Genomic DNA, 18,417 nt, shown 5'->3' on the forward strand with positions numbered 1-18,417 from the left:
GCCCCCGACTGTCTGGAGACACAATGAGCACCACCACAGCCGGGCGCAAAGAGACCCGAGGGACAAATACGTCCGCCCCGAAGCCCCCACATCGGCGCAGGATGAAGAGTCCCTACCCGACCTGGTTCTTCCTTCCCGCAGGCGTCTTCTACGTTCTTCTTTTCCTGGTCCCCACGGTGGCATCGCTGTGGTTCTCCCTCACACGTTGGACGCTGTTCGACGTCGAGTTCATCGGTTTCGACAACTTTGTGCAGTTCTTCAAGGAACCGCAGCTCGTCCAGGGGTTCATCAACACCTTCATCTATGCCTTCCTCACGTCGGCGGCAAAAGTTGTGCTGGGGCTTGCGCTGGGCGTGTTCCTCAGTACCCAGATCATCGGGCGCGGTTTCCTTCGGGCCACGATCTTCTTCCCGGTGCTCGCCAGCACCATTGGCGTCGGAATCATGTTCAAGGTCCTCCTGGATCCGTTTGACGGCCCCATCAACGAGACTCTTGCCCTCATTGGAATCACCGGCCCAGGCTGGTTGACCGATCCATCTCTGGCCCTCATATCGGTCGCTCTTGTCGACATCTGGAAAGGCGTAGGGCTCGCGACCCTCATCTTCATCGCCGGCATGGTGGCGATCCCGCAGGAGTACTTCGAAGCAGCAGAGATGGATGGCGCGAGCTTCTGGCAGCGCTTCCGCCACATCACCCTTCCGCTCCTCCAGCCCGCGACAGCTACGGTCGTCCTCTTGTCGCTCATCGGTGGTTTGAGGTCATTCGACCTCATCTGGGCGATGACGAAGGGCGGGCCCGGCTTCACCAGCGATGTCCTTGCCTCAGTCGTCTACAAGCAATACCAGGCCGGATTCTTCGGCCTGTCCACCGCGGGGAACGTGGTCCTATTCATCGTCGTAGCCGCGATCATCTTCCCGCTGTCTCGGTGGCTCAACCGTGGGGAGGCGAACGCGTGAGAAACAGGACCTGGCGCTGGACCGCCGGCATCATCGCCATCGTGGTCGCGATTGCGGTCTTCGTAGTGCCGTTCGTGTTCATGGTGTTCACGGCGGGCAAGACGCAGAAGGAAGCGTCGGCCCTGGAGTTCAGCTGGCCGACTGAATGGGTCTTCTTCGACAACCTCGTAACTGTCCTCACGACACGCGACTACTTGATCGTGCGCGCCTTCATCAACAGCACTGTGCTCACTGTCGTCTCCGTGGCCATCATGGTCATCCTCGGCGCGATGGTCGGCTACGTTCTGCAGCGTCGTCGCTCACGATGGAATCCGCTGATCAACTTCTTCGTGCTCGCAGGACTCATCATCCCGCCCGCTGTCGTTCCCACCATCTGGGTACTCCAAGGGTTGGGCCTCTTCAAAACAATGGTCGGACTCATCGCGGTACATGTCGCGTTCGGCCTGTCGTTCTGCATACTGCTTTTCCGCGCCTTCGTCGCCGGTATCCCCAAGGAGTTGGACGAGGCTGCGATCATCGATGGCGCCGGCCCTGTGAAGCTGTTCTTCCGCGTGATCTTCCCTCTGTTGAAATCGGTCATCGTGACGGTCGTCGTTGTGCAGGCCGTGTTCGTCTTCAACGACTTCACCTACGCGTTGTACTTCCTGCCAGGGGACGAGAACGCAACAGTGCAGTTGACGACGTACAACTACACGTCTCAGGCGATCAGCTCCTGGAACCTTTTGTTCACGAATGTTCTGCTCATCACCATTCCGCCGCTGGTCATGTACATCTTCTTCCAGCGTCAGATCGTCGCGGGCATGACCTCCGGCGCAGTGAAAGGGTGAGTCACGAGGGTGCCCTGCCGCGGACGGCGGAGGTCATTCGCGCTCACGTTGTAGATCGTTCGCCGCAGCCGTTCGACGAGTCGGAGATCCAGCGGTCGCCGACCGGAGTCCAATGGATGTATGGGGAAGGGCAATACGAACTTGCGCTCCTGGCACGACTCATCGACGACGGGTTCGCCGCGAATCGGCACGTCCATTACACCCGGAACTATGGGCGCATAGCGGTCGCGGCGACATTCCGTGCCGCGTTCGCGGGACCCGGCTCCGTTCGCTTGCGCGTCTCGGGCGACGCCAGTGTCACCGTGAACGGGCGATCGGCAGAGCTCGCCGCGGCACAGGACGGGTACTTGACGTTCGAGTGCCCGGCCGGCCAAGGGGAGCTTCGGATCGAGGTAGTGGGCAGCCCGGTAGTCGTCCCTGCGATCGCGGTTGACTCCCCGATACCTGTAGATCCATGGACGGCGAGTCTGGAGGGTGGGCCCTGGGCGGCCGTGGGGCTTCGGGCCGGAGGTGACGTGCCTCCACACCTCGAGCCTGCTTCCACCGTTCTCCTTACCGCTCGGCACAACGGCGATGGCGTCTTCGACGTCGGCGCGCCAGTTCTCGGGCGGCCGATCCTTCCCGAGGGTCCCCCTCCGATCATCGCGACGGGGGAAAGTGTCGACGAGGCGCTCTCGGATCCTTCGACGCACGAAACGCGCCACGACGTGGTCCAACTGCCGGACGGCCGCTGGACGACGCGGCACCGGTTGGGGTTCCGCTACCTGATCGTGGACGCGCCGGTTGCCCYGTCCGAGATTGACATCGAAGCGTCGGTGCTTGATGTGGCCAGACCCGGAGCGTTCGCCTGCTCTGACGAGCAGCTGACCCGGATCTGGGCCGCGGCGCAGTACACACTGCGCACGTGCTCGCAGGGACTGCTCGTGGACGGCATCAAACGTGATCGGATGCCCTGGGCCGGAGACCAGGCGATGAGCACTCTTGCGAACGCCTTCGCACTAGGCGAAGGCGGACTGGTCGCGGATGGCCTGGTCGCTCTGGGGCAGCCCGGTCACGGATACGTCAACGGCATCGCGGATTACTCGCTGTGGTGGGTGGTGAACGCCGACTTGTACGTGCGCTACTTCGACGACAAGCAGTTCGTCGAGCGCTCCGCAGATCTGGTCCACTCCTTTGTCACCGACCTCGCGCAGTACGCCGACGACCAGGGCGTATTCCGGCCGGTCAAGCACCCAGGCGGCTTCGCGGACGCGGGACCCGGCTCGGTCTTCATCGACTGGGGCGTGACGCTCGAGCAAGGACGCGACTCCGTTGCCCTGCAGATGCTCTGGTTCTGGGCGCTTCGCAGTGCCGAGCGGGTGCTTCGGCGAGTTGCACACGATGGAGCCGACAGGTGGTCTGATCTCGCCGATCGTCTTGAGACGACACTGCGCACTCGAGGCTGGACGAGTGCACCCGGTCGCTGGTCCGATTACCTTGACTCTGCCGCGCCGTCGGCTGCACCATACGCGAACTTCCTGGCCATCCTTGCCGGGCTGCATCCTTCCCCTCCGTCGGGCGTTCACGACGCAGCGCGGAGACACGACGCCGGTACACCCTTCATGAACGCACTTCGCCTGCGGGCCCTGATCCATGCCGGTTCACACGATGAGGTCCTCGACGAGATTCGACGCGTCTGGGGAGGCATGCTCGATCGCGGGCCCGGAACCTTTTGGGAGGAGGTGACCACCGACGGCGATCCACACAGCATGTATGGGCGACCATTCGGGCGGAGTTTGTGCCATGCCTGGTCAGCGGGGCCCGCAGCCATCATTCCCGAGGCGGTGTTGGGAGTGGCCCCGCTCGCGGATGGCTGGGCGGAGTTCAGCGTCGATACGCACCTCGGAGATCTCGAGTGGGCTTCGCTCGTCATCCCTGCCCCCGCGGGCGACATCGTAGTCGTGGCGGAGGCGGCTCGGGTGTCGGTCGAATTCCCGGGCGGCACCACGCTCGTGCACGCGGACGGGCACCGAGTCGAGGGGCCGGCGCACATCACGTGGCGTCACAGTCCTGCGGATCGCGCAAAGACACCCCACGCGCTCTCGAGCCCGCCTTCAGCCGCGGCGTTCGGCGCCATCCAGTGAAGGTTGCGGCCGGGGCCAGTGCCACTATTACGCGGCCTCGAGCTGGCTGCGCGCAGGCATTCCGGTGCACCAAGTCGCGAAATGGCTGGGGTGTCGGCGACGGCACTCCGTGGGCCATTTGAGTATCATCGCCGTCAACTCGAATGTCCCGCCCAATGAAGCGCCCGATGTCGGTGCGTCGGGAACCGTTCAAGTTGTATGAGGGACACCACCTGTGCGGGGTGGTGTACTTCAAGCCCGTGAGCCGAGATCGACATCGACATCGACATCCGGGTCCGTCTGGCGGCTGCCTTCGCCTGGACGTAGAAACCCGCCCATCAGCGCGGTCGGCAGCGCAGCGACGGATGGACAGATTCCCTCGGTCCTCACCAAGAGGATCCGCAGAATGGCGGCCCTGCACTGTCGCCGATGGTGCTTGGTCCGCGTCGAGTGCGTAAAGATTCTTACCCAAATCCCTCTTCGCCAGGCTGGTTGTGAGTCAGTTCACGATCAGCGAGGGAGGCTCTGGGTGTCGATCACTCCGGGGTTCACGACGGCGGAGATCCGCGAGTTCGTGCATGAGTATCAGTTGCAGCCGCATGGTCAGAAGGCGATCTGGTTGCGGGAGCGCGGGCTCACCTACGCGCATTTGATCAGGTGGCGAAAGGGGGTGTTCGGTGGCAACCTCGACCGGGGCCTGGTGCCGAGGCAGGCTAGGGGGATGACCTTGCCCCCGAAACAGCGGACCGAGCTGGAGAAGCAGCGCGCCGCGGAGCGTGCCGCGCATCAAGCGGAGACCGAGCGGCTGCAGGCGCGGATCCGAGAGCTCGAGGAGACCAACGTTGCGCTGGGAAAAGCTATCGGGCTCTTGCACAAGGTGAGCGAGCAAGAGCCCGACGCGCCCCAGCCGAAGACCGGTCGGTCTGGTTCCTCGACACCGAGGACACCATCGTCGGAGAGTTGACTCCCGCGACCGGGTCGCAACGGCAGGCGCTGCAGCTCGTGGGGTTGTCACGGTCGACGTGGCACTACCGACGGAATCCGCGGCCCAGGATCCACAACCCGGTGAAGGAGCGCGCGTATCCGTCTCGGATCGACCAGGCCGATCGGGACGCGATCGCAGAACTGATCACCGCCGGCTGGGTGGAGGGCGTGTCCGTCGATCACGCGTTCGCCGACGCGTGGGACGCGGGGGTGATGCTCGGCTCCCGCCGGTCCGGGTGGCGTGTCGCCGCGGACATCGAGGATCAGACGCCCCGCCCTGTCGCGCCGACCCGGCGCGGCAGCAACCGCCCACCGCGGGAGGCGCCGGTGCTGGAGGCGACCGGACCCGGACAGGTCTGGTCGTGGGACATCACCGACCTGCGGTCCCCGTGGCGGGGTGTCGCGTTCAAGGCGTACTCGATCATCGACATCTACTCCCGCAAACTCGTCGGATACCGTGCCGAAGACCGGGAAGTCGACGACCTCGCCGTCGAGATTTTCCACGCTGCGATCGCCCGCGAAGGGGATCCCCGGTGTCGTGCACGCCGACTCCGGGCCGGCGATGCGGTCCACCGTGCTGAAGGACTACCTCGCCGACCTCGGCGTCACACAGACCCACAACCGACCGCGGGTGTCGAACGACAACCCGTTCTCCGAGTCGGAGTTCCGCACCATGAAGTGTCGGCCGAACTACCCCGGCACGTTCGCCGACCTCGAGCAGGCGCGAGCATTCATGGCCTGGTACGTGCCCTGGTACAACGCCGAGCACAAGCACTCCGGCATCGCGTTGTTCTCACCCAACGAGGTCCACGACGGCACCTGGCAGCAGGCCTGGGCGCGGCGCGAGCAGACCCAGCAGGCTTACTACGACACCCACCCCGAACGCTTCCGACGACGCCCGTCCACACCACTGCGCGCCGGGATCGTCGGCATCAACCTGCCCAAGAACGACAGCCAATCACCGCGCGAACGACTCCCCTTAGCAGGGTGAAATCGGCGCATCGCGGCCGAGTCGGCTCGACGCGCGCTCCGCCGCGGAATCACGCGGATCTTCCCCCTCACCAGCGGATTCGTGCGTCGAGCGGAGTCGCACATCACGCACTCTATGCACTCTAAAATCATCCGGAATCGACATCCTCGGGATACTCGGGGACCCTTGGGGGACCTCTGGACGAACCCGACATCGAACACCGCAATCCGCCAAAAGAGKGTCGACCGATGGAGGATGGCACCGCTTGCAGTAGTGAGTGGTGAGCGGCATAGCCGCGAACCACGTGATGTGCCGCGACCGGCTCCTTGGAATTGGCTGGTGCGCACTTTGGTCGAGAAAGCGAACTGATTCACTCTCCGTTCCGTCGATGTGTCCGTTGCACGGTCACGACGCGTCCGATTCGGTGGTCGGGCCGCCTCGTTGACGCTACGGCGGGGTCGTGCGCCTGTACTCCGTTGGCGTCATCCCCGTGACGGATCGAAAGACTTTCACGAAGTAGTTCGCATCGAGATACCCTGTTGCTGCCGCGATGTCGCTTATGCGGTCATCGGTTTCGGTGAGCAGGGTTGTGGCGGCTGAGATGCGTTCGCGGGCAAGGAACTGCGAGATCGTGAGACCTGTCTCGGACTTGAATCTGCGGCCCAGATGCTCAGACGAGATCTTGAGGTTAGCGGCAAGTTCCGGTTGTGTCGGCGGACCAACTAAGTCCGATGTCAGCCTCGAGACAGCTTTCCTCACCAGAGGGGTATAGGGCAGGGCCCGCTGTTGTCGGACGAGGGTGCAGAACTCACGGACCATTCGGTCGACTTCGGCGTACTTGTCTGACCGTCCCGGCGTGAGTCCCACGCGATGCAGCCGCTGGGCGAAGCTCTGGGACACCGCCTCGATGGTCGTTGGAGCAAGGCCGCCGCGCTGCGCAGCGATGCGGCACATGATTCTCAGGATTGTGGGAGCGAGATAGGGGATCGAAAGGTAATTAAAGGAAGCGGGAACGGTGCTAAGACGCCGCAGTGCGGCTAGAGCTTTCGCCTCGTCGCCCCGCGAAACGGCGCGCATGAGGGCCTGTTCGCTCGCGTACCGGTCTGCAATGGCGCTATACGATCCCGCCGTGCCACGCGACGACGGGGCAGGAAGGGTGGTGGGGCCCTCGAGGGCGACTCGTTCGAAGCCGAGCTGACCCGAGACCGAGCCCGCGAGAACGGCTGCGCTCCGCATCACAAACTCGGAGTCGACGATTGGCAGACCTGCCCGCCAGATGCGATATCGGGTGATCAGCGAGGGCGAAGCGCCCAGCGACCGCAACGTCTCGCGATCTTGGGACTCGATCGTCGGTGCATCTGTATAGGGGCCGATCACGACGAGAGAGTCGTCGCACCAGAAGACGCTGAGCGTGGCGCCCAGCCGGTCGCGAAGCTCGTAGACGGTGTCGCGACGCAGGCGTTGCGCGAGGTCGCTGAGGTGCTCCGCCCTCAGGTAGTGCTGAAGCGTGTCGTCGAAGCGCAGTGTGTCCTCAAGTTGTGTGAACAGCAGAATCGGGTCGCGCGTGACGTGCACGCGACAGCCCAGCACGGCTTCGACTGTGCTCTGGCGGGCGGCGAATTCCACTGACCCTGCATCCACGGTGTCTCCGTTCTTCTACGAAACACGATCTCATTCTATTTTGGTCCGATTGTGGTTCGTACCCTAGGGCGACGAAACACAGCGGGCAGCGCTGCACGAAAGGACGGACTATGACCTCCGTGCTCCGGCACTCCACCCTTTTCAACGACGGTTGGACGTTCGTTCCGGAAGAAGTCGATCCCTCTTCCGCGGGCGGTATCAATGGGGAGGCGGTGACCCTTCCGCACACCTGGAACGCTCAGGACGGGACTGACGGTGGCAACGACTACCGTCGCGGAGTGTCCTCGTACATCAAGCACTTCTCTGCCGCTGATGACGACCAAGAACGATGGTTGGAGTTCCGCGGAGTGAACTCGTCCGCCCGCGTGTTCCTCAACGGCACACTGGTCGGCACTCATGAGGGTGGGTACTCCACGTTCCGCGTCGACCTTTCGGAGGTGGTGGCCCCGCAGAACACCCTCGTCGTTCTCGTCGACAACGGCCCGAACGAGACGAGCTATCCGCAGCGTGCCGACTTCACCTTCTATGGCGGTATCTATCGCGACGTGTACCTCATCGAGGTGCCGCGAGAACATTTCGCACTGGACGACTCGGGTGGTCCTGGGGTGGTGGCGACTGTGCATCTCGACGGATCGAACGCCCGCGTGATGCTCAACGCGCAGGTCTCCGGCGGCGACGCCGTCCACTTTTTCATCCATGGCGTCGGGGAGGTCGTCGCTCCCGTAACCGAGGGCGTGGCCAGGGCATCCGTCGAGATCGCGAGCGTTCGCCGCTGGCATGGAGTGCGTGATCCCTACCTCTACTCGCTCGTGGCGACCCTTCTCGTCGACGAACAGGCCGTCGACGACGTCGCCTTGCGTTTCGGATGCCGAGAGTTCGCCGTGGACCCGGATCGGGGATTCGTCCTGAACGGCGAGGACTATCCGCTTCGTGGCGTGTCCCGACACCAGGACTGGGATGGCGTTGGCAACGCGATCACCGCCGAGCATATGGACGCCGATCTCGAACTTCTGCGTGAACTCGGCGCCACCACCGTGCGACTCGCGCACTACCAGCACGACCAGGGCTTCTACGACCGATGCGATGAGGCCGGCATTGTGGTGTGGGCGGAGATCCCGCAGATTTCCGACTTCCTGCCCCTTGGAAAAGCAGACGCAGAACGGCAGCTGACCGAACTCATCGTTCAGAACCGCCATCACGCCAGCATCATGTGTTGGGGCCTGTCGAACGAGATCACAATCACCCGCAATACGCCCGAGATTCTGACCGCGCACCAGGAGCTCAACGAGCTCGCACATCGCCTCGACCCCACTCGTTTGACGGCCATTGCGAACGTGTTCGTGCTGGATGCCTCCGACCCTCTCGCGACGGTCACCGACGTGATGAGCTACAACATCTATTACGGCTGGTACGTCGGAGACTTCAGTGACAACGAGAAGTGGCTCGACGAGTTCCGCGTCGAGCATCCCGGAGTAGCCGTCGGTATCTCCGAATACGGCGCAGACGCGAACCCGCGCTTTCAGACGGCGAACCCCGTGCGAGGCGATTACTCAGAGCAGTTTCAAGCGGCCTATCACGAGCACATGCTCACAATCATCGCGGAGCGTCCTTGGCTCTGGGCTACTCATGTCTGGAACCTCGCGGACTTCGGTGTGGATGGCCGCAACGAAGGCGAGTTTCCAGGACGGAACCAGAAAGGTCTGGTCAGCTTCGACCGCTCGCTGAAGAAGGATGCGTTCTACCTCTACAAGGCTGCCTGGTCCGCGCAACCGTTCGTCCACATCGCTGGACGTCGGTACGAGGATCGCGCAGAGGAGGTGACCCAGGTGGCCGTCTATTCGAACTCCGACGAAGTCTCGCTGTGGTGCGATGGTCAGCTCGTCGGTCAGCAGTCGGGGAYGAGGGTCTTCCGCTTTTCTGTCCCGCTCTCGGGCGACCACGAGCTGGTTGCACGTGCCGGGGACACCACCGATTCGATCCGGATTCGTCGCGTCGCGACGCCGAACGAGCAGTACTCGATGGAAGTCGCCGAAGTGACGAACTGGTTTGAGGAAGACGAGCTTCCGGCCCCGGACGGTTTCTACTCGGTCCGGGACACGCTCGGAGACATCAAGCAGTCTCCTGGAGGCGCTGCGCTGATCGAGCAGCTCATGTCTCGGATGGCGGGCGGTGCAAGTCACGTTGCCGAGAACATGATGACCACGGAGGTGGCCCAGTATGTGCTCAGCCGGATGACCTTCCAGGCCGTTCTGCAGCAGGCGCCGGGGTCAGTGTCCAGGGAACAGGTCTCGGCGCTCAACGCCGCTCTGAATCAGATCTCTCGAGTTTGAGCTTGCTGAGTTGGTGGCGTCTCCGTTGAGAACGCACCGACTCGCCAAATGAAAGACGGACTATCAATGACGAATTTTCCCCCCGGCTTCCTCTGGGGAGCTGCCACCGCCGGACACCAGATCGAAGGCAACAACGTCAACAGTGACTGGTGGGAGCGTGAGCTGACCTTTCCCGGCATGGAACTCTCGGGCGATGCGGTCGACAGCTACCACCGTTTCCGCGAGGACATCGACCTTCTCGCCGATGCGGGGCTCACGACCTACCGCTTCAGCCTCGAATGGTCCCGCATCGAACCTGTGGAGGGGCGCTTCTCGCGCGCCGAGCTCGCCCACTACCGCCGGGTGATCGAGTACTGCTTCTCACGGGGAGTCGTGCCTTTCGTGACCCTGCAGCACTTTACGACTCCGCGATGGTTCGCGAACGACGGCTGCTGGACCTCCCCCAGGGCCAAGGAACGCTTCCTGAGCTTCGTGACCGAGGCCACGACCATCCTCGACGGCGTCGAGTGGGTCGCGACGATGAACGAACCGAACATGCAGGCGGCCATCATGACGGCGATGCGCCGCATGACCGCGACCCAGGGCGGTCAGTGGCAGAGCCCCACCGTCGAGAGCGGCACCGAGCGCGAGGACGGCGAGGAGACGAAGCTCGAGAAGAAGCAGCACGGCGCGTTTCTGCAGGACGCCGACCCCGAGATCGGTCGCACCTTCGTGGACATCCACCACGCCGCACGCGAGATCGTGCGTGCACAGACGAACGCGAAGGTGGGCTGGACCATCGCCGCGGGCGCCTTGACGGCAGTTCCGGGAGGGGAGGAGAAGCTGAGGCAGATCCGCTACGGCAAGGAGGACGTCTATTGGGAGGGTGCCCGGGGCGACGACTTCGTCGGAGTCCAGGCGTACTCGAGTCAGCAGGTCGACGCCAACGGACTCGTCCCGCACCCGGCGCACCCCGACAACACGCTGGTCGGAACGGCGTTCCGACCAGACTCGCTCGCGATGGCGGTCCGCCACGCGTGGGAGGTGTCGGAGGGTGTGACCGTCATCGTCACTGAGAACGGAATCGCGACCGCTGATGACGCGCAACGTGTTCGCTACACCGACCTAGCATTGCGCGGCCTGGCGGAAACCATCGCCGACGGCATCGATGTCCGCGGCTATCTGCACTGGAGCCTGCTCGACAACTTCGAATGGGGACACTGGGCTCCGACCTTCGGCCTGATCGCTGTCGACCGCGACACGTTCGTCCGAACACCGAAGCCCAGCCTCGCCTGGCTCGGCGAGGTGGCACGCGGAAACGGACTGGCCTTACTCGGAATTCAATCCCGCACGCAGGATAACGAAGCACCCGGCGCGTTGCCGTTCGGTGCCAAACAAGGAGGTTTGAAATGAAAGCTGCGAAACTTCGGAATTGGAGCCTCGCATGACCGATCCCGTCGTCAAGGAGGAAGGCGAGGACCAGCGCTGGACGTCCGCAATCGCGGTCCACTACGACTCCAAGAAGCGGCTCTCTCGCTACATCCGCTGGTACCTGTTCCTCGCGCTCGCTATCGCAGCGATCTGGACGTCCTCGCAGGGCATTCTGATGCCGAACCAGGTCCAGATCCTTCAGTTCGGTCAGTTCTTCACCGGTGCGGACGCGGGTGTGGACCTGCAGGCGCTCACCGAGCTGGGAAGAGCGGTCGCTGCCGGTGACATTCAGCCCAGCGCCGACCAGACCCGACAGCTTGCCCTGCTCGATGACTTTGAGGCCTCTCGCGCTGCCGGCCTGGCGTTCGTCACCACGACCAGCGCTATCGTCGTCATGCTCCTTCAGCCCGTCATCGGTGTCATGTCCGACCGGACTCGCTCCAGGGCTGGGCGACGTGCCCCGTGGATCCTCTACTCGGCGCTGGTCGGCGCGATTCTCCTCGTCGCGGTTCGCTACGCTCCGTCGGTGGCGGTCCTCGTCGTGCTCTGGACCCTGACGGAGCTCGCGTTCAACGTCACCAGCAACCCGCTCCAGGCCACGGTTGCAGATCGTGTACCGCATGAACGCCGCGGGCGGGTGACCTCCTGGACGAGCATGGGCTCAATCATCGGTGGCCTGATCGGCGGCATCGGCGCCGGTGCCTTGTTCGGTCTCATAGGGTTGGACTTCTACCTGATCCTGGCTCTAGTCGTGGTGATCGCGGCCGTTCTGTTCGTGACTCGCAACCGGGACGAGAGTTCCGTCGATCTCCAGCGGGACAAGTTCGCGTGGAAGCCGTTCCTCCGCGGATATGCCAGCGCGTTGAAAGAGCCGAATTACCGCTGGCTTTGGATCTCCCGAGCCCTGTTCTTCTTCGGGTACAGCACAACGACGGTTCTCAGTCTCTACATGCTCCAAAGCTACATATCGCCGGCGCTGAGCGCCGCGGAGGCCTCCGCCACCGTGCCGCTGCTGGGCCTTTGTGGAATCCCCTCCACGCTGATCGCTATCGCGGTATCCGGACGGCTCTCTGACCGCATCGGTCGTCGCAAGCCCTTCGTGGTAGTCGCATCGGTCCTCATGGCGGTGTCTCTGGCGATTCCGCTCATCTCCCCGACGCTGCCGGCGCTGTTCATCCAGGTCGTCATCACCGGCGCGGCGTTCGGCATTTACATCCCCGTGGACAACGCAATGTTCATCGATTTTCTGCCCGACCCCGCCCGAGCAGCGCGTGACCTTGGTCTGGCCACGGTCGCGATGAACCTCGGGCAGGCGCTTGCCCCCGCGCTCGCTGCCGTTGTGGTCGCGGTGACCGGTGGGTATCAGTTCGTCTGGGTGGCGGCGCTCGTGCTGGTCGCGTTGGCGACGCTGACCATTTCACCCATCAAAGAAAAACGCTACACGCTTGCCTAAACGCAGAGGTCCCCGAAGGGTCCACCAGGGGGCCCCCTGGACGCCGAAAACGCCTCAACTAGAGGCATCAGTCAGGAGACGACCGGATCAGGAATTATGCCTTTGACCTGGGTTGTTTTGGCGGAGACGGAGAGTGCAGGGCTGAAGCCGCCCAGGTCCCGATCTGCGCTCAGCCGACTGCAACCCACCGCGACGAGCAGTGCGGGCGACTAGCCCACGGCACCGTTCAGACCGTACGAGATCGCACCCGACATAGGCGACTTCCCACGCGCAGCCGCTAAGTCCTCGGGTCCAGCAGTATCCCCATCCGTCGGCGGCTCCGCCGATAGGCTCTGATCCTGATGAGCGACGATTCCCCAGACACAGAAGCGACGCGCGTTGAATCGGTCCGCAACCGTAAGCCCACGATATATGACGTCGCAAAACACCTCGGACTGAATCCGTCGACGGTGTCCAGGGCACTCAACAACCCCGGCCGAGTAAATCAGGTGACCGAAGCCAAGATTCGTGCGGCGGCCAATGAACTTGGCTACCGGACGAATCCCTTCGCTCGCGCGCTGCAAACGGGTAAGACCGGCACCTTCGCGGTGATCCTCTCCGATATAACCAATCCGGTGCACTTCGACCTCATCCGGGGGGCCGAGCAGGTGGCCGCCAGAAACGGCCTCACGCTCGTTCTTGCGGAGACCCAAGGCTCTCCGGACGCAGAAAGAGCGACGATCGCCCGTCTGCAGCGCTCGGTCGATGGAATCCTGGTCGTTGCGTCGCGTCTAGATGCCGACTCGTTGCGCGCTATTGCCGCAGAGACGCCCGTCGTTGCCGCAAATCATGCAGCAGACGGGATCCCATCGGTATTTGCGGACATGCGGACCGGTCTCATCGAAGCGGTGGAGCACCTGCACGGGCTGGGGCACCGGTCGTTGGCGTACCTCGGCGGTCTCAACGCTTGGATCGACGCGGCCAGATGGGATCTGCTGCTCGGTGAAGCGGAGAGTAGGGGAATGTCCATCGTCGAGATCGAAGCCGATTCCGCAACTGTGGCGGGCGGCGCTGGTTCCCTTCGCCGGGTGCTCGCGAGCGGCGTGACCGCGGTGGTGGCGTACAACGACTTGGTCGCGCACGGCCTGTTGCTCGCTTCCCGAAGCGCGACCGTCGATGTTCCCGGAAGGCTGAGCGTTGTGGGTTTCGACGACATCTTCAGCGCGGAACTTTCGGTCCCTGCCTTGACAACTGTTCGCTCGCCGCTGCGCCAAATCGGGACAGTGGCCATGAACCGGTTGATCACGGGCGCCTTTCCGGGTACCGAGTCCGAGAGAGTCGCGCTAGCGACGACACTTGTTGTCCGTGAATCCTCAGGACCGCCGCCCGACAGTTAGTTAGAGGTCTGTCGTGGGGCGAGACGTTCAGAGCCGCGTAGTAGCGCCGGCTAAACGACATCAGACCGACCCACGGGCGCCGTTGGCGGTCCGGCTCACAGCGGCCGCCACGCTCGGTCGCAGTGCGGCCGCCCAGACTCGGGCAAGATCTTTGGCAGGTTGGCCAATCGATTGTCGTGTAGCCTCGGGGCCGCCACCGCACCGATCAGCGACTTGTCAAGGTCTAGTGGGTGTCTTCGGCTTCGATCTCGGTGCGGTCGCCCGACCACAGCGTGTGGAAGGTGCCGGGCTTGTCAACGCGCTGGTAGGTGTGGGCGCCGAAGAAGTCCCGCTGCCCCTGCACGAGTGCCGCCGGCAGGCGGTCGGCGCGCAGCCCGTCGTAGTACGACAGCGAGGACGAGAACGCCGGAGCGGGGATGCCGGTGCCCGCCGCTGTGCCGACAATCCGCCGCCACGCGTCCTGCGCGCGGCCGAGCGCTTCGACGAAGTACGGCGCGGTGAGCAGCACCGGCAGCTCCGGCGTCTCGGCGTAGGCGTCCGCGATGCGGTTGAGGAACTGTGCGCGGATGATGCAACCGCCGCGCCAGATCTTCGACACCGCGCCAAGGTCGATGTTCCAGTCGTACTCCGCCGCGCCGGCGCGGATCTCGTCGAACCCCTGCGAGTACGCGACGATCTTCGACGCGTACAGGGCCAGACGCACGTCCTCGATGAACGCGTCGTCGTCCTCCGCGAAGCCCGAGGCGGACCCGCCCGAGGCGTCGGGACCGGGCAGCTCACGCGAGACGGCACGCTGCTCGGGGTGCGAGGAGAGCGAACGGGCGAAGGTCGCCTCGGCGATGCCCGACACCGGAACGCCCAGGTCGAGTGCGGTCTGCACCGTCCACGCGCCGGTCCCCTTGGCGCCGGCCTGGTCGAGGATGACGTCGACCAGCGGCGCGCCMGTCTCGGCGTCGACCTGGCGCAGCACCTCGGCGGTGATCTCGATGAGATACGACTCGAGCTCACCCCGGTTCCACTCCGCGAACACGTCCGCGATCTCCGCCGGGCTCTTGCCGGTGCCGCGGCGGATGAGGTCGTAGGCCTCGGCGATGAGCTCCATGTCGGCGTACTCGATGCCGTTGTGCACCATCTTCACGAAATGCCCGGCGCCGTCATGGCCGATGTGGGTCACGCACGGCTCGCCCTCGGCGACCGCCGCGATCGAGCGCAGGATCGGACCGAGCGTCAGCCAGGACTCGTCCGAACCGCCCGGCATGATCGACGGGCCGTGCAGCGCGCCCTCCTCCCCGCCGGAGATGCCCGCGCCGACGAAATTGATGCCCGTCTCCCGCACCGCCTTCTCGCGGCGGATCGTGTCGGTGAAGAGGGCATTGCCGCCGTCGACGATGATGTCGCCCGGCTCGAAGACGTTCACGAGCGCGTCGATGACGGCATCCGTCCCGGCCCCGGCCTTTACCATGACGATCGCCGTCCGCGGCTTCTGCAGCGACGCCGCGAACTCCTCGTACGTCTCGGCCGGCACGAACTCCGCTTCGGGGTGCTCAGTGAGCAGCGTCTCGGTCTTCGGATAGCTGCGGTTGTAGATGGCCACCGTGTTGCCCTCGCGACTGGCGAGGTTCCGGGCCAGATTCGACCCCATCACCGCCAGCCCCACGACGCCGATATTCGCAACCGGCTCGCGGGCGGCACCCGGGCCCGTGGGAGTCGGAGCCGGGCGCTTCACCTCTTCCGGGGGAGGGGCACCCTCGTGCACCCGGGTGGAGCCGGGCTGGTCATCGCGGTCGGTCGAGACGTTCGTCTGCGCGTGGTTGTCGTTCGAGTTCATGTTCTTCCTTCGTTGACAAGAGGTGTCCCATGGATACGCCCTTCAAGTAGGAGGCTCCGATTCGGTGGTCTGTGCCACGAGCCGAAAGGGAGCATGTCAGTGCAGCTCGCCTTCCGTACCCGGCCTGGACGTACGTCGACGCCTATTGGGCCGGCGCGATGCCAGTCGATGCGCGCACGACGAGGGTCGTGGCCAACGGCGGCATTGCGTCGGCCGCCTCGTCGCCGGCGARCCGCGCGAGCAGATTGGCCACGGCACGCTCACCGGCCTCCACCAGCTGCGCCCGCACGGTGGTGAGTGGGGGTGTGATCAGTTCGCTGCCGAAGATGTCGTCGAATCCGGCCACGCTCAGCTGGTCCGGAACTGTGATGCCCTTCGCGGCCGCGGCTTGCATGAGACCGATCGCGAGGAGGTCGTTGAAAGCGACGACCGCGGTGGGACGTGCAGCAAGGACGCGGCGCAGCGCTGCCCGACCGCCGTCGATGGTCGGCGAATTGGGTCCGATCTCCACGAGGGAGAATCCCAGTCGGCCGGAGGCCTCGAGCATCAGCTCGAATCGCTTGTCGCTGATCCAAGAAGTCTCCGGGCCCGATAGGTATGCGATGGACCGGTGTCCCAGTTCGGTGAGATGCGTCAGGAGCTGTCCCACACCGCTCTCGACATCGGGGAGCACCCCCGGAACGCCCTCGACAGCACGATTGATGAGCACGACTGGTTTCCGCTCCGCAACCTCGGCGATGCGCTCGCTGGACAGCCTCGTGGTCGCCATGACTACCCCGTCGACACTCGGCATGAGTCGCTCGATCACCGTGGCCTCCGCCTMGCCCGATTCTTGGGACTCGGCGATGACCAGCGTGTAGCCGGCGGCGGTGGCTGCTTGCTCCGCCCCACGCACGATGCCGAACACCACCGGGTTGGTGATGTCTGCAACGACGAGCGCCAGCGTATGACTGCGTCCCGTTGGCAGGCCCCTGGCCATCGGGTTGAACCGGAAGTTGAGTGTGTCTGCCGCCGCGCGGATCTTTGCCTCTGTCGCGACGCTGATCCGCCCTGGCTTTGACAGTGCGCGCGAGACCGTCGACGGATTGACGCCGGCGAGCTCAGCGATGTCGTAGATCGTCGCCGCTCCTCCACGCCGCCGCACCCGCGCGGCGATCTCCGGGGGAACTTTCCCATCGATGTGTGCCGGAGCGCCGTCAACCATTTCGTGAGATCCAATCTGCTGCTCTGTCCACAACCTCGGCCAACGACGACTCCACGTCGACGACAACGCCTCGCTCATCAGACTCGAGGGGCTCCAGGGCGGACAGCTGGGAGTCCAGGAGTCCGGGCGGCATGAAATGATCATCCCGCGCTGCCGCTCGGGCGGCCAACACGGCGMGCTGCGCGGTGAGGTGAACGAAGACCGCGTCGGGGCGAGCGCTGCGCAACCGATCACGGTAGGTACGCCGCAACGCCGAGCACGCCACCACGACGTCTACCTTGTCCGCGAGGCGCGCCCCGACACGATCGAGCCACAGCCACCGATCCTCGTCCTCGAGTGGGATACCTGAGGCCATCTTCTCTACATTCGCCGCGGGGTGTAGCTGGTCTGCGTCGATCCAAGGTGTCCGCAATCGCGTCGACAAAGCGCTCGCTACCGACGACTTACCCGCCGCCGAGACGCCCATCACAACAACCGCGGTCACGCCGAAGCTCCGGCGAATACCTGCGCACGAATGTCGTCGAGGACGCGAGCGACCGACTGGGTCGCCACCGCGTCATGGGACGGATGCTGGCGCTCACCTCTCGCGATCGCGTCGGCTACTGATCGGATCATGGGGACATACCCGTTGCCTTCCCGTGGACGGGAGAGGCGGTCCGGTTCGCGAAACATTGCCCCCGAGGATCCGGCGTGCAGCCGCGCCACGTCCGTCGCCCAGAACATCGCGGGGATCTCGATCCAGCCCGCGGTGCCGCTCATCGAGGCGGACGGATCGACGAACTCGATGATGGAGCAGGCGAGCTGGGATGACCCTCCGCCCTCGTGCCTCAGAGTGATGCGGGCTGAGACGTCGACCCCGTCCAGAACCGACCCGGTTGCCGAGACATCGATGACCGGTCCGAGCACCCACTCTGCGAGCGTGACGGGGTAGATCCCCTGGTCAAGCACCGTGCTGCCGCCCAGCTCCGCATTCCACCGGTTCCCTCCCGCCGGAAAGGGCAATCCGAACGCGCCGCGGACGTCTCGGGGCTCCCCGATCAGGCCATCTCGGATGAGGCGGAGGACTTCGACATGCAGTGGGTTGAACTTCATCCACATCGCTTCCATGGCGAAGCGGTCGTGTGCGCTCGCCACCTCGAACAGCCGCTCCACCTCGTCGGCCGACATCGCCATGGGTTTTTCGACCAGCACGTGCTTGCCCGCTTCGAGAGCGCGGACCGCCAGGTCGAGATGAGTCGCCGGCGGTGTGGCGACATAAACGACATCGACATCGTCGCGCTGCAGGAGGGCGTCGAGGTCCGTGGTCGCGAATGCAATCCCATGTTCCTGCGAGAAC

At 64.4% G+C, this 18,417-nt stretch carries 14 protein-coding genes; 9 read left to right on the forward strand and 5 right to left on the reverse strand.

All coding sequences use genetic code 11. The features are described 5' to 3' along the window. Nucleotides 1-23 precede the first annotated feature (23 nt). From AC1DVT_RS08465 to AC1DVT_RS08485, 5 genes are all read left to right on the forward strand, one after another. Nucleotides 24-956 (forward strand): carbohydrate ABC transporter permease, encoded by a 933-nt coding sequence (locus tag AC1DVT_RS08465; RefSeq protein WP_477388140.1) that lies wholly within the window; start codon nt 24-26, stop codon nt 954-956. Then, nucleotides 953-1,783 (forward strand): carbohydrate ABC transporter permease, encoded by an 831-nt coding sequence (locus AC1DVT_RS08470; RefSeq protein ID WP_457101232.1) that lies wholly within the window; start codon nt 953-955, stop codon nt 1,781-1,783. The genes AC1DVT_RS08465 and AC1DVT_RS08470 overlap by 4 nt, the downstream gene beginning before the upstream one ends. 515 nt (nt 1,784-2,298) lie before the next feature. After that, nucleotides 2,299-3,906 (forward strand): alpha-L-rhamnosidase-related protein, encoded by a 1,608-nt coding sequence (locus tag AC1DVT_RS08475; RefSeq protein WP_477388142.1) that lies wholly within the window; start codon nt 2,299-2,301, stop codon nt 3,904-3,906. Nucleotides 3,907-4,414: 508 nt separating this feature from the next. Next, on the forward strand, nt 4,415-4,849 hold the full coding sequence (locus AC1DVT_RS08480; RefSeq protein ID WP_457101234.1) for a hypothetical protein: 435 nt from the start codon (nt 4,415-4,417) through the stop codon (nt 4,847-4,849). Nucleotides 4,850-5,326: 477 nt separating this feature from the next. Continuing rightward, nucleotides 5,327-5,860 carry a transposase gene (locus AC1DVT_RS08485; protein WP_457101235.1) on the forward strand — a complete coding sequence of 178 codons (534 nt, stop codon included), beginning with the start codon at nt 5,327-5,329 and terminating at the stop codon, nt 5,858-5,860. A 426-nt stretch (nt 5,861-6,286) separates the two neighbouring features. On the opposite strand, the gene AC1DVT_RS08490 is transcribed toward AC1DVT_RS08485, so the two are convergent. Next, nucleotides 6,287-7,465: a helix-turn-helix domain-containing protein gene (locus tag AC1DVT_RS08490; RefSeq protein WP_457101236.1), complete on the reverse strand. Its 1,179-nt coding sequence runs from the start codon at nt 7,463-7,465 to the stop codon at nt 6,287-6,289. 125 nt (nt 7,466-7,590) lie between these two features. Here AC1DVT_RS08490 and AC1DVT_RS08495 point away from each other — a divergent pair, with 125 nt between their 5' ends. The 4 genes from AC1DVT_RS08495 (at nt 7,591) to AC1DVT_RS08510 (ending at nt 14,049) form a co-directional block, all read left to right on the forward strand. Then, nucleotides 7,591-9,810, forward strand: a complete 2,220-nt coding sequence (locus AC1DVT_RS08495; protein WP_477388145.1) for a glycoside hydrolase family 2 protein — start codon at nt 7,591-7,593, stop codon at nt 9,808-9,810. A 66-nt stretch (nt 9,811-9,876) separates the two neighbouring features. Then, entirely contained in the window at nt 9,877-11,202 is a 1,326-nt protein-coding gene (locus AC1DVT_RS08500) for a family 1 glycosylhydrolase (RefSeq protein ID WP_477388147.1), read from the forward strand. Between the two features lie 31 nt (nt 11,203-11,233). Continuing rightward, a complete protein-coding gene (locus AC1DVT_RS08505; protein WP_457101990.1) occupies nt 11,234-12,673 on the forward strand; it encodes an MFS transporter in 1,440 nt (479 codons plus the stop codon). Between the two features lie 341 nt (nt 12,674-13,014). Then, nucleotides 13,015-14,049, forward strand: coding sequence for a LacI family DNA-binding transcriptional regulator (locus AC1DVT_RS08510; protein ID WP_457101991.1), 1,035 nt, complete (start codon nt 13,015-13,017; stop codon nt 14,047-14,049). A gap of 223 nt (nt 14,050-14,272) precedes the next feature. Here the strand turns inward: AC1DVT_RS08510 and gndA are convergent, their stop codons facing one another. From gndA to AC1DVT_RS08530, 4 genes are all read right to left on the reverse strand, one after another. Next, nucleotides 14,273-15,877 carry an NADP-dependent phosphogluconate dehydrogenase gene (gene gndA / locus AC1DVT_RS08515; RefSeq protein ID WP_457101992.1) on the reverse strand — a complete coding sequence of 535 codons (1,605 nt, stop codon included), beginning with the start codon at nt 15,875-15,877 and terminating at the stop codon, nt 14,273-14,275. Between the two features lie 142 nt (nt 15,878-16,019). Next, on the reverse strand, nt 16,020-17,081 hold the full coding sequence (locus tag AC1DVT_RS08520) for a LacI family DNA-binding transcriptional regulator (RefSeq protein WP_477388150.1): 1,062 nt from the start codon (nt 17,079-17,081) through the stop codon (nt 16,020-16,022). Then, nucleotides 17,074-17,547: a gluconokinase gene (locus tag AC1DVT_RS08525; RefSeq protein WP_477388154.1), complete on the reverse strand. Its 474-nt coding sequence runs from the start codon at nt 17,545-17,547 to the stop codon at nt 17,074-17,076. Before AC1DVT_RS08525 ends, AC1DVT_RS08520 begins: the two co-directional genes overlap by 8 nt. 14 nt (nt 17,548-17,561) lie before the next feature. Beyond that, nucleotides 17,562-18,417, reverse strand: an 856-nt coding sequence (locus AC1DVT_RS08530) for a Gfo/Idh/MocA family protein (RefSeq protein WP_477388152.1), incomplete at its 5' end; no start/stop codon positions are given.

Source organism: Microbacterium sp. P2_F9 (genome assembly GCF_056403635.1).

What these genes read in the sequence shown, in the direction of transcription:
- AC1DVT_RS08465 (WP_477388140.1), top strand. Translation starts at nt 24, where the DNA reads ATGAGCACCACCACAGCCGGGCGCAAAGAGACCCGAGGGACAAATACG.
- AC1DVT_RS08500 (WP_477388147.1), top strand. Translation starts at nt 9,877, where the DNA reads ATGACGAATTTTCCCCCCGGCTTCCTCTGGGGAGCTGCCACCGCCGGA.
- AC1DVT_RS08505 (WP_457101990.1), top strand. Translation starts at nt 11,234, where the DNA reads ATGACCGATCCCGTCGTCAAGGAGGAAGGCGAGGACCAGCGCTGGACG.
- AC1DVT_RS08510 (WP_457101991.1), top strand. Translation starts at nt 13,015, where the DNA reads ATGAGCGACGATTCCCCAGACACAGAAGCGACGCGCGTTGAATCGGTC.